This window comes from Kosakonia beeri (assembly GCF_054165705.1).
Genome location: NZ_CM135106.1, coordinates 4,602,534 through 4,615,249, shown reverse-complemented (window position 1 = coordinate 4,615,249; position 12,716 = coordinate 4,602,534). Strand labels below are relative to the sequence as shown.

Annotated in this window: 9 protein-coding genes; 7 read left to right on the top strand and 2 right to left on the bottom strand. The window is 53.9% G+C overall.

What is annotated here, in order from left to right:
- The first annotated feature begins 21 nt into the window (after window positions 1-21).
- On the top strand, window positions 22-1,326 hold the full coding sequence (gene aceA, locus ACUY4S_RS21815; protein ID WP_458023562.1) for an isocitrate lyase: 1,305 nt from the start codon (window positions 22-24) through the stop codon (window positions 1,324-1,326).
- A 75-nt stretch (window positions 1,327-1,401) separates the two neighbouring features.
- Window positions 1,402-3,150: a bifunctional isocitrate dehydrogenase kinase/phosphatase gene (gene aceK, locus ACUY4S_RS21810; protein ID WP_312690494.1), complete on the top strand. Its 1,749-nt coding sequence runs from the start codon at window positions 1,402-1,404 to the stop codon at window positions 3,148-3,150.
- Between the two features lie 210 nt (window positions 3,151-3,360).
- On the opposite strand, the gene iclR is transcribed toward aceK, so the two are convergent.
- On the bottom strand, window positions 3,361-4,185 hold the full coding sequence (gene iclR, locus ACUY4S_RS21805; protein ID WP_086873880.1) for a glyoxylate bypass operon transcriptional repressor IclR: 825 nt from the start codon (window positions 4,183-4,185) through the stop codon (window positions 3,361-3,363).
- A 193-nt stretch (window positions 4,186-4,378) separates the two neighbouring features.
- On the opposite strand from iclR, the gene metH reads away from it, so the two are divergent.
- From metH to rluF, 5 genes are all read left to right on the top strand, one after another.
- Complete coding sequence (metH, locus tag ACUY4S_RS21800) at window positions 4,379-8,065, top strand: methionine synthase (protein WP_458023557.1); 3,687 nt, start codon at window positions 4,379-4,381, stop codon at window positions 8,063-8,065.
- A 261-nt stretch (window positions 8,066-8,326) separates the two neighbouring features.
- The gene (locus ACUY4S_RS21795) at window positions 8,327-9,103 is read left to right on the top strand and encodes a DUF8093 domain-containing protein (RefSeq protein WP_312690489.1); all 777 of its coding nucleotides are present in this window, start codon (window positions 8,327-8,329) and stop codon (window positions 9,101-9,103) included.
- The gene (locus tag ACUY4S_RS21790) at window positions 9,087-9,554 is read left to right on the top strand and encodes a hypothetical protein (RefSeq protein WP_312690487.1); all 468 of its coding nucleotides are present in this window, start codon (window positions 9,087-9,089) and stop codon (window positions 9,552-9,554) included. Before ACUY4S_RS21795 ends, ACUY4S_RS21790 begins: the two co-directional genes overlap by 17 nt.
- A 171-nt stretch (window positions 9,555-9,725) precedes the next feature.
- Window positions 9,726-11,357, top strand: coding sequence for a Na/Pi cotransporter family protein (locus tag ACUY4S_RS21785; protein WP_312690485.1), 1,632 nt, complete (start codon window positions 9,726-9,728; stop codon window positions 11,355-11,357).
- 135 nt (window positions 11,358-11,492) lie between these two features.
- Window positions 11,493-12,359, top strand: a complete 867-nt coding sequence (rluF, locus tag ACUY4S_RS21780; RefSeq protein ID WP_312690483.1) for a 23S rRNA pseudouridine(2604) synthase RluF — start codon at window positions 11,493-11,495, stop codon at window positions 12,357-12,359.
- Here the strand turns inward: rluF and ACUY4S_RS21775 are convergent, their stop codons facing one another.
- On the bottom strand, window positions 12,360-12,632 hold the full coding sequence (locus ACUY4S_RS21775) for a YjbD family protein (RefSeq protein WP_458023558.1): 273 nt from the start codon (window positions 12,630-12,632) through the stop codon (window positions 12,360-12,362).
- Window positions 12,633-12,716: the final 84 nt, after the last annotated feature.

Genomic DNA, 12,716 nt, shown 5'->3' with positions numbered 1-12,716 from the left:
GAAAAAATGGAGCATCTGCATATGAAAACCCGTACCCAACAAATCGAAGAATTACAACAACAATGGACACAACCGCGCTGGGAAGGCATCCGCCGCCCATACAGCGCGGAGGATGTGGTGAAATTACGCGGTTCGGTTAATCCCGAATGTACACTCGCGCAGCTCGGCGCGGCCAAAATGTGGCGGCTGCTGCATGGCGAATCTAAGAAAGGTTACGTTAACAGCCTCGGCGCGCTGACGGGTGGCCAGGCGTTACAGCAGGCTAAAGCAGGGATTGAAGCCATCTATCTTTCCGGGTGGCAGGTTGCAGCAGATGCCAACCTGGCTTCCAGCATGTATCCGGACCAGTCGTTGTATCCGGCGAACTCGGTTCCCTCAGTGGTAGAACGCATCAACAACACCTTTCGCCGCGCGGATCAGATCCAGTGGTCTGCCGGTATCGAACCGGGTGATCCGCGTTTTGTCGACTATTTCCTGCCGATTGTTGCCGATGCCGAAGCCGGGTTTGGCGGCGTGCTCAATGCATTTGAACTGATGAAATCGATGATAGAAGCCGGCGCAGCGGCGGTTCACTTCGAAGATCAGCTCGCATCAGTGAAGAAATGCGGCCATATGGGCGGCAAAGTGCTGGTACCCACTCAGGAAGCGGTGCAGAAACTGGTTGCCGCACGTCTGGCAGCAGACGTCCTTGGCGTTCCAACACTGGTGGTTGCCCGTACCGATGCAGATGCTGCCGACCTGGTCACTTCCGATTGCGACCCGTATGACAGCGCCTTTATTACCGGCGAACGCACCAGCGAAGGTTTTTACCGCACGCATGCCGGGATTGAACAGGCTATCAGCCGCGGTCTGGCCTATGCGCCGTACGCGGATTTGGTATGGTGCGAAACCTCCACCCCGGACCTTGAGCTGGCACGCCGCTTTGCTGATGCTATCCATGCAAAATTCCCCGGCAAACTGTTGGCCTACAACTGCTCGCCATCCTTTAACTGGAAGAAAAACCTCGACGACAGCACCATTGCGCGCTTCCAGCAGGCGCTGTCAGACATGGGCTATAAGTTCCAGTTTATTACCCTGGCGGGCATTCACAGCATGTGGTTCAACATGTTTGACCTGGCCCACGCCTATGCGCAGGGTGAAGGAATGAGGCACTACGTTGAGAAGGTCCAGCAGCCAGAGTTTGCCGCCAGCAAAGAGGGCTACACCTTTGTTTCTCACCAGCAGGAAGTGGGCACCGGTTATTTCGATAAGGTCACCACCATTATCCAGGGTGGCGCCTCTTCCGTGACCGCACTGACCGGCTCGACCGAAGAAGCGCAGTTCTGAATAAACGCGTCTGGTAGCAGCGCCATGCCGGACGGATGGCGCTGCGCTTATGTGGCCTGAACGGTGGGGGTGAGAATGTCGCGTGGCCTGGAACTGCTGATTGCACAAACCATCCTGCAGGGCTTTGACGCTCAGTACGGGCGATTTCTGGAAGTGACGTCTGGCGCGCAACAGCGCTTCGAACAGGCCGACTGGCACGCCGTTCAGCAGGCGATGAAACAACGTATTCATCTCTATGACCATCACGTCGGTTTGGTGGTGGAACAATTGCGCTGCATTACCGACAGCCAAAGCCCGGATGCCGCTTTCCTGCTGCGGGTAAAAGAGCACTACACACAACTGCTGCCAGATTATCCGCGTTTTGAAATTGCCGAAAGCTTCTTCAATTCCGTCTATTGCCGTCTGTTCGATCACCGCTCTCTCACCCCTGAGCGTCTGTTTATCTTTAGTTCACAGCCGGAGCGGCGGTTTCGCACCATTCCGCGCCCGTTGGCAAAAGCCTTCTGGCCGGATCGCGGCTGGGAGTCGCTGCTGACAAAAGTGCTTTCTGACTTACCGCTGCGTCTGAGCTGGCAGGATAAGGCGCGTGATGTTGGCTATATTATCGCCCATCTGAGCGAGGTCTTCGGTCATGAAACGCTGGCGCAGTCTCATCTGCAGGTGGCAAACGAACTGTTTTACCGCAACAAAGCTGCCTGGCTGGTCGGGAAATTGATCACCCCGACAGCAACGCTACCTTTCCTGTTGCCTGTCCACCGCAGCGATGAAGGCGAACTGTTCGTTGATACCTGCCTGACCACCTTTGCAGAAGCCAGTATCGTGTTTGGTTTTGCCCGCTCGTACTTTATGGTCTATGCGCCGCTGCCTGCCGCGACGGTGGAGTGGTTGCGCGAGATCCTGCCCGGCAAAACCACCGCCGAGCTGTATATGGCGATTGGCTGCCAGAAACATGGCAAAACTGAAAGCTACCGTGAATATCTGAACTACATCAATGCCAGTCAGGAGCAATTTATTGAAGCGCCGGGCATCCGCGGTATGGTGATGCTGGTCTTCACGTTGCCGGGCTTCGACCGGGTTTTTAAAGTGATCAAAGATGTTTTTCCGCCGCAAAAAGAGATGAGCGCCGCGCACGTTCGCGCCTGTTATCAACTGGTAAAAGAGCACGACCGTGTTGGCCGCATGGCGGACACGCAAGAGTTTGAAAACTTTGTTCTTGAGAAGCACAAAATCTCTCCGGCATTAATGGCGCTATTACTGGAGCAAGCACCGGGCAAAATCACCGACCTTGGTGACCGTATCGCCATCAGCCATCTCTATATTGAACGCCGGATGGTGCCGCTGAATCTGTGGTTTGAGCAGGTCAAAGGCCAGCAGTTGCGTGATGCCGTCGAAGAGTACGGTAACGCGATTCGCCAGCTGGCGGCGGCAAACATTTTCCCCGGCGACATGTTGTTTAAAAACTTCGGCGTCACTCGCCACGGACGGGTAGTGTTCTACGACTACGATGAAATTTGTTATATGACGGAAGTGAATTTCCGTGATATTCCCGCGCCGCGTTACCCGGAAGATGAACTGAGCGCCGAACCCTGGTACAGCGTGGCGCCGGGGGATGTTTTCCCGGAAGAGTTTCGCCACTGGTTGTGCGCCGACCCGGAGATTGGCCCGCTGTTCGAGGAGATGCACGCCGATTTATTGTGTGCCGACTACTGGCGCGGACTGCAGGCGCGTATTCGCAGCGGGCATGTGGAAGATGTTTACGCCTATCGTCGGCGTCAGCGTTTTAGCGTGCGCTTCGGCGCAGGAGCCCTGCGCCAGGCTGGATAAGCAGGTAAAGCCGTTACGCTCGACATGAAAGAACACCGGCGCGGCAAAACAGAGCGAATCAATCCTGTCGATCATGCGCCCTTCACGCATGGTGCCAAAGTCTTTACGCCACGATCGCGTTAACGGCAGATAGGCACATACTGCCGAGGAACCGAGCGTAAACGTTTCTGATGGCGTAAGGTGAGTAAACACGCTGTAACCATTTGGATGTTAACGCATTCCACCGTAAGCCAGCGTCACTTCTTTAGCGCCACGGATCACCATTGCGCCCAGTTCTGTCACGCGGTCGTCCGTGATGCGTGAGATAGGCCCGGAGATGGAGATCGCAGCAAAGGGTTCGCCATGTTCGTCAAAAATACACGCTGCAACGCAGCGTAACCCCAGCGCGTGCTCTTCATCGTCAAAGGAGTAGCCGCGTTTACGCGTCTGGGCGAGATCCTCTTTCAGGTGCACCGGCGATACCAGCGTGGCATGGGTGTACGCATGCAGCCCCTGGCGGTGCAGCAAGCTGCCAACTTGCTCATCGCTCAGACGCGACAAAAACGCTTTGCCTGCGCCGGAAGCATGCATCGGCAGTTTGCCGCCAATCGGCGCGGACATTCGCATCAACTGGGTACATTGCACCTGATCGATAATAATTGCCTGATGATCGCTCTTATCCAGTACCGCAAGATTCACGGTTTCGCCGGACGCTTCCATTAAGTTGCGCAGGATCGGATGCACGATTGCCATCAGGTTGCGGCTCTGCAAAAAACTGCTGCCAACAATAAATGCATGCGCGCCTACCGACCAGTGGCCCAGCTCGCCGACCTGGCGAACAAAGCCCAGCTGTTGCATGGTGGTGAGTAAACGATGGGTGGTGGAGTTTGGTAAACCGGCCTGTTGCGCCAGCTCGGTAAGGGCGACGCTGCCATGAGACTCAGCAATCCATTCCAGCAGTTTCAGACCGCGGGTCAATGACTGGACTTGCCCACCCGCCGGAGCGGCCGGGGCTGTAGCTTTTCTGCCTCGTTTAGCGGGAACGGAAGTGGCCATGGCGGGCTCCTTTTCTGTATCGTGGAAATTATTTTCGTTTTAAGTGAGTATAACGCAACTCCCCGGCAGACTGATCGGATGAGTGATGCTGAACATCTCTCATGTTACCCCGCTGTCGCTTTTCCGTTCTCTTACTTTATGCCAGTATGTTCTGCTGGCCTTTTGGCCTGATTGAGCGTTGTCGGGAGCACGTGTGAGCAGCAAAGTTGAGCAACTGAAGCAGCAGTTAAGTGAACGCATTCTGGTTCTGGATGGGGGCATGGGCACCATGATCCAGGGCTACCGTCTGAGCGAGCAGGATTTTCGCGGCGAGCGTTTCGCCGACTGGCCCTGCGATCTGAAAGGTAACAACGACTTACTGGTACTTAGCAAGCCAGAGGTGATCAGCGCGATCCACGACGCCTATTTTGCCGCGGGCGCAGACATCATCGAAACCAATACCTTCAACTCGACGACCATCGCCATGGCGGATTACCAGATGGAATCCCTGTCGGCGGAAATCAACTTTGCCGCGGCGAAACTGGCACGCGACAGTGCCGACAAGTGGACTGCGCAAACGCCGGATAAACCGCGTTATGTTGCCGGGGTGCTTGGCCCGACCAACCGCACCGCCTCGATCTCGCCGGATGTGAACGATCCGGCATTTCGTAATATCACCTTTGATCAACTGGTCACAGCCTACCGGGAGTCCACCAAAGCGCTGGTGGAAGGGGGCTCAGATCTGATCCTGATCGAAACCGTATTTGATACGCTCAACGCCAAAGCCGCAATCTTCGCGGTTAAAGAAGAATTTGAAGCGTTAGGGGTGGATTTGCCGATCATGATCTCCGGCACCATTACCGATGCCTCCGGGCGTACGCTTTCCGGGCAGACCACCGAAGCGTTTTATAACTCACTTCGGCATGCCGATGCGCTGACATTCGGTCTGAACTGTGCATTAGGGCCGGATGAGCTGCGTCAGTATGTGCAGGAACTGTCGCGCATCGCGGAATGCTACGTCACTGCGCACCCGAATGCTGGCCTGCCCAATGCCTTTGGCGAGTACGATCTGGATGCCGACACCATGGCCGCGCAAATCCGCGAATGGGCAGAAGCCGGCTTCCTGAATATCGTTGGCGGCTGCTGTGGCACCACGCCAGAGCATATCGCCGCCATGAGCCGCGCCGTTGCAGATTTACCGCCGCGTCAGTTACCGGACATTCCCGTCGCCTGCCGTTTGTCGGGCCTTGAGCCACTGAATATTGGCGACGACAGCCTGTTTGTAAACGTCGGCGAACGTACCAACGTCACCGGTTCTGCTAAATTCAAGCGCCTGATTAAAGAAGAAAAATACAGCGAAGCGTTGGATGTAGCCCGCCAGCAGGTGGAGAGCGGCGCGCAAATTATCGACATCAACATGGATGAGGGGATGCTGGATGCCGAAGCGGCAATGGTGCGTTTCCTCAATCTGATTGCCGGTGAGCCGGATATCGCCCGTGTGCCGATAATGATCGACTCTTCCAAATGGGAGGTGATCGAAAAAGGGCTGAAATGCATCCAGGGCAAAGGCATCGTTAACTCCATCTCGATGAAAGAGGGAATTGAACCTTTTATCGAGCACGCGAAAAAAGTGCGCCGCTATGGCGCCGCCGTGGTGGTGATGGCGTTCGACGAAGTTGGCCAGGCGGATACCCGCGCGCGCAAAATCGAAATTTGCCGCCGGGCCTATAAGATCCTCACCGAAGAGGTGGGGTTCCCGCCGGAAGACATTATCTTCGATCCGAATATCTTCGCCGTAGCGACCGGTATTGAAGAGCACAACAACTATGCGCAGGACTTTATCGGCGCGTGTGAAGACATTAAACGCGAGCTGCCGCATGCGCTGATTTCCGGCGGCGTCTCCAACGTGTCATTCTCATTTCGTGGCAATGACCCGGTACGTGAAGCCATCCATGCCGTGTTCCTCTATTACGCCATCCGCAACGGTATGGACATGGGGATTGTTAACGCTGGTCAGCTGGCCATTTATGATGATTTGCCTGCCGAGCTGCGCGATGGTGTTGAGGATGTGATCCTTAATCGCCGCGATGACGCGACCGAACGGATGCTTGAACTGGCGGAAAAATACCGCGGTAGCAAAGCTGCCGACGATGGCGCAAATGCCCAGCAAGCGGAGTGGCGCAGTTGGGATGTAAAAAAACGTCTCGAATACTCGTTGGTGAAAGGCATTACCGAATTTATCGAGCTGGATACGGAAGAAGCCCGCCAGATGGCCACGCGTCCTATTGAAGTGATAGAAGGGCCGTTGATGGACGGCATGAACGTGGTTGGCGATCTGTTCGGCGAGGGCAAAATGTTTCTGCCGCAGGTGGTCAAGTCCGCCCGCGTAATGAAGCAGGCGGTCGCGTACCTTGAACCTTATATCGAGGCCAGCAAAGAGAAGGGCAGCAGCAACGGAAAAATGGTGATCGCCACGGTGAAAGGCGATGTTCACGACATTGGTAAGAATATTGTTGGCGTGGTGCTGCAGTGTAACAACTACGAGATCATCGACCTTGGTGTGATGGTGCCCGCCGATAAAATTTTAAAAACCGCGCGCGAAGTGAATGCCGATCTGATCGGTCTTTCCGGGCTGATTACCCCTTCGCTGGATGAGATGGTCAACGTGGCGAAAGAGATGGAGCGCCAGGGCTTTACTATTCCGCTGCTGATAGGCGGCGCAACCACCTCGAAAGCGCATACAGCGGTGAAAATCGAGCAGAATTACAGTGGGCCGACGGTCTACGTGCAGGACGCGTCACGTACCGTTGGTGTCGTGGCTTCGCTGCTTTCAGATACGCAACATGATGAGTTTGTGGCCCGTACACGCAAAGAGTATGAAACCGTGCGTATTCAGCATGCGCGTAAAAAACCACGCACGCCGCCCGTAACGTTGCAGGCGGCGCGGGAAAATGATCTGGCTTTCGACTGGGAAAGTTATACGCCGCCCGTGGCGCATCGTCTCGGTGTACAGGAAGTGACGGCCAGCATCGAAACGCTGCGTAACTATATTGACTGGACGCCGTTTTTTATGACCTGGTCGCTGGCCGGGAAGTATCCCCGCATTCTTGAGGATGAAGTCGTTGGCGAAGAGGCGAAGCGTCTGTTCGCTGATGCCAATGAAATGCTCGATAAGCTGAGCGCGGAAAAATTGCTGAATCCGCGCGGCGTGGTCGGGCTGTTCCCGGCGAACCGCGTAGGTGATGACATTGAGATCTATCGCGATGAAAGCCGCACAGAGATTCAACGTGTTGCCTGCCATCTGCGCCAGCAAACCGAGAAAGTCGGTTTCGCAAACTATTGCCTCGCGGATTTTGTCGCGCCGAAACTGAGCGGCAAAGCGGACTATATTGGCGCGTTTGCGGTAACTGGTGGGCTGGAAGAGGATGCACTGGCAGAGGCGTACGATGCTGCGCATGATGATTACAATAAAATCATGATCAAAGCAGTGGCTGACCGCCTGGCTGAAGCCTTTGCCGAGTACCTGCATGAGCGCGTGCGCAAAGTTTACTGGGGCTATGCACCGAACGAAAATCTCAGCAATGACGAACTGATCCGCGAAAATTACCAGGGCATTCGCCCGGCGCCGGGCTACCCCGCCTGCCCGGAACATACTGAGAAAGGGACAATCTGGGCATTGCTGGATGTTGAAAAACACACCGGAATGAAACTGACAGAATCTTTCGCTATGTGGCCTGGCGCATCGGTTTCCGGCTGGTATTTCAGCCACCCGGACAGCAAGTATTATGCCGTCGCACAAATTCAGCGTGATCAGGTTGAAGACTATGCGCGACGCAAAGGGATGTCGGTCGCCGAAGTCGAGCGCTGGCTGGCACCCAATCTCGGTTACGACGCAGATTAATCAGCAAAGGGCATTTTTTAAATGCCCTTTTTTTCATCATTTCATTTTCGCGAAACAATTGTGAAGCAAAGATAATATAAATTTAAACTAAGAACATTCTTAAATTTATATATTCTCTTAGGCCCCTGTTCCGCTTCATGCGTATGATAGTGGCTCGGCTAAAAGGCAAGGTTGCTTACTCTTTTGCGCTTCATTTAATTGTCATAAATTTAACTTAGGTATTATGAAATGGATATTTATGATATAAGAAAAAGAAATCTATTGCCGAAGGATTATGAAAATATCCTGGCCCCGGATGTTGCGAAGAATATTATCAAAAAGGAATATTTCATTGAAAATAGCCCGAATAATATTCTGGGCAGTATTGATGGCTATACCATTAAGCGGCATCACGGTTTTAAATATGGTTTACCGCATGATCCGTTAGGGCATCAAAAAGAAAAGCATATCGATGGCCTGGTGGATAAAGGCGTGGTGGTGGTGGTGCGACCCAACGTCAGCGCGCGCAGCCGGTTCTCTTATCCCTTCTTTATTGCCGAAAACGCGGATCTGTTCTGTGTGCAAAGCCTTTCATTTAACGCCGTGTTTATCAGAACGATCCTGAACGGTTTTAAAGACAGCGTTGCCGTACATGGCCGCCCGGCACCAACTCGCAGCAGTTTTGTGCCCGTGACGGCGGAGTATGGTCCAGGCTACTGGAAAACAAGCGAAAATGATTATCATGGTGTTAAAAATGCGGCGATGATGCTGCTCAACCGTGCGACCAGCATGGGGGATGAAGGGCGGGTGTTTGGCTCCGATGGCAAGGACTATATGAACACCTCGCGGGATAAAGTTCAGCTGTGGACGCCCATTCCGGACAGCGTCGCGCCGGACACGCGGGAAATCCTCTATACTCGTTCGGTGATCCGCCGCTATGGGGAAAAGCGGGTGGTGTACCAGAAATATCTGGAGGGTGATGATGCATGGGCGCAATCGGGTAAATCATGGCAATGGATCCCAGGCGTAAGGGACGAGGATTATGAATTTAAAAAATAAGATTTTTGTTTTTTGGGGTATTATGGATGCGCTGGCTCTGGTCAGCTATTTATTTTTTTCACTGCAAAGCGGGAAAGTTCCCTTTTATTCCGACATTCACGGCTTCTACTCGAATTATGCGCAAATGGGCGTCGGTGGCCTGATGGGCGGGATTATTCAGGTGATGTTTTTCATCAATATCCTGATGATCGTTTCTTTGGTTTTTTCCGGCTGGTGGTTACTGGTAAAAAAAGATATACCTAACAGCCTCTTTATTGTTCAGGAAATAGCCAGGGTCGTGTCGTTAAAATGCTCGCTGACCATTATTCCGCTGTTTATGCATCTCACCGGTTCGCGGGCAACATGGCTGGCGATTCTGCTGTTTATCTTCTCGGAAGCGATAAAGATAGCTTCCATTGTTTGGGCTAAACGGCAGGATCGCCCAGGCACAGCACCTGCAGCGATGGACTAACAGCGAAAGCTTACCGCTGTCACAAAACTGTCATTTTTCCTTACAACTCACAGGGCGCCAGATCGGTGCTCTGCGCTTTTCCGCGCTTTAACACCTTATACTTAACGCATAATGTTGATCTTCCCCCGGTGGGGAAAACACAACGCATAACGATAAGGAGAACCTCAATCCGTGCTGACGTTGCTTCATTTGCTCTCTGCGGTGTCCTTACTGGTATGGGGCACGCATATTGTCCGTACTGGCGTGATGCGTGTTTTCGGCGCGCGTCTGCGCACTGTCCTGAGCCGTAGCGTAGAGAAAAAACCGCTCGCCTTCTGTGCTGGTATCGGCGTCACCGCGCTGGTGCAGAGCAGTAATGCGACCACAATGCTGGTGACATCGTTTGTGGCGCAGGATCTGGTGGCGCTCACCCCGGCGCTGGTTATTGTGCTGGGCGCAGATGTCGGGACCGCGCTGATGGCGCGTATCCTCACCTTTGATCTCTCCTGGCTCTCGCCACTACTGATATTTATTGGCGTAATCTTCTTCCTTGGCCGTAAACAAACCCGCGAAGGGCAATTGGGGCGGGTGAGTATCGGGCTTGGCTTGATCCTGCTGGCACTGGAGCTGATTGTGCAGGCGGTAACGCCGATCACGCAGGCTAATGGCGTGCAGGTAATTTTTGCCTCGCTGACCGGCGACATTATGCTCGATGCGCTAATCGGCGCGGTGTTTGCCATTGTCAGTTACTCCAGCCTGGCGGCCGTGTTGCTGACCGCCACGCTCACCACGGCAGGCATTATCTCTTTCCCGGTGGCGTTATGTCTGGTGATTGGCGCAAACCTCGGTTCGGGGCTGCTGGCCATGATCAATAACAGCGCCGCTAATGCCGCCGCCCGCCGTGTGGCACTGGGCAGTCTGTTGTTTAAACTGGTAGGCAGCCTGATGATTCTGCCTTTTGTGCATGTGCTGGCGCGAACGATGCACAAACTGCCGTTGCCGGAAGCCGAGCTGGTTATCTATTTCCACGTTTTCTACAACCTGATCCGTTGCCTGGTGATGGTACCGTTTGCCGGGCCGATGGCGCAGTTCTGTAAACGTATTATTCGTGAAGAGCCGGAACTGGATGCCCGCCTGAAACCGAAGCATCTCGACAGCAGCGCGCTGGATACCCCAACGCTGGCGCTGGCCAACGCCGCGCGAGAAACCCTGCGTATGGGAGATGCGATGGAGTTGATGCTTGAAGGGCTACATAAAGTCATGCACGGCCAGCCGCGGCAGGAAAAAGAGCTCCGCAAACAAGCCGATGACATCAACGTGCTTTATACGGCTATCAAACTTTATCTGGCGCGGATGCCCAAAGAGGAGCTGGCTGAAGAGGAGTCTAAACGCTGGGCGGAGATCATCGAAATGTCGCTGAATCTCGAGCAGGCATCGGACATTGTCGAACGAATGGGCAGTGAAATTGCCGATAAATCACTGGCGGCGCGGCGTGCGTTCTCCCTTGAAGGGCTGCAAGAGCTGGATGCCCTGCACGAACGCCTGGTCGGGAACCTGAAACTTGCCATGTCGGTGTTTTTCTCCAGCGATGTGACCAGCGCGCGCCGTCTGCGCCGCAGCAAACATCGCTTTCGTATTATGAACCGCCGCTATGCTCACGCGCATGTGGACCGCTTGCATCAACAGAACGTGCAGAGTATTGAAACCAGTTCGCTGCATCTTGGCCTGTTGGGTGATATGAAACGTCTGAACTCGCTGTTCTGCTCAGTGGCCTACAGTGTGCTGGAGCAGCCGGATGAAGATGACGAGCGCGACGACTACTAAAAACTGCCGTGTCGGCGGGCACGGCGCTAAAAGCCCACTTTCATTGGGTTAGTGCACAAATCACAATTTGCGGTGTTAAAATCCGTTTTTATCTCCTCCCGAAGACAGTTATATTCCGCTTTTACAGGAGAATTTATGCTGCCAGCTCAATCAACACGTTTAAACAAGTACATTAGCGAAAGCGGGATTTGTTCACGCCGCGAGGCTGACCGTTATATTGAACAAGGAAATGTCTTTATCAACGGCAAGCGCGCCGGCATTGGCGATCAGGTGGTCGCCGGTGACGTTGTTAAGGTCAATGGTCAACTTATCGAACCGCGAAACGAAGAAGATCTGGTGTTTATCGCCTTGAATAAACCCGTTGGCATTGTGAGCACCACCGAAGACGGCGAAAAAGACAATATCGTTGATTTTGTGAACCACAGCAGCCGTATTTTTCCGATTGGCCGCCTGGACAAAGATTCACAGGGGCTGATTTTCCTGACCAACCACGGCGACCTGGTGAATAAAATCCTGCGTGCCGGCAATGACCACGAAAAAGAGTACCTGGTGACGGTTAATAAACCCGTGACCGATGAATTTATTCGTGGCATGGGGGCAGGCGTGCCGATCCTCGGCACGGTAACCAAAAAATGTAAGGTGAAAAAAGAAGCGCCGTTTAGCTTCCGTATTACGCTGGTTCAGGGGCTCAACCGCCAAATCCGCCGCATGTGCGAACACTTCGGTTATGAGGTCACGAAGCTGGAGCGTACCCGCATTATGAACGTGAGTCTGACTGGCTTGCCGCCGGGAGAATGGCGTGACCTTACCGATGATGAACTGATTGCGTTGTTTAAACTGATTGAAAACTCATCGTCCGAAGCGAAGCCGAAAGCCAAAGCGAAACCGCAGTCGGCGGCGAAGAAGCCCGTTGCCAAAGCTGCCCGGCCTGAAGAGAAAAGCCGGGCCAAACCCGCAGGGAAACGCTTTACCCAGCCTGGGCGGAAAAAGAAAGGGCGCTGATCAGCGCCTGCCGCGCGTGGACGTGTTAGCAGACCAGGAGAAGCTGGCATTCTCATCCGGTTTATAAGCCTGCTGTTTTTTCACCTGGCGGGCTTTCTTTGCAGTCGCTTCGCGCTGCGCCATCAGCTTATCGATATACTCTTTTTTTACGTGGTTCGCTTCAGAATTACTCAGCGGGCGTCCGTGTGCGATGCGGGCGCGATCGAGCAGCGTTTTCAGCTCCCGCTGCTCATTCTCCGTCATCTCTTTTTGCGTCAATCGGGTCAGTGCCATAGGACTCTCTCCTCAGGAAGTGCAACGAGTGTACGTGATACCGGCGTAGCATGCATGCACGGGATGCACAATGTCGGAAAGCGG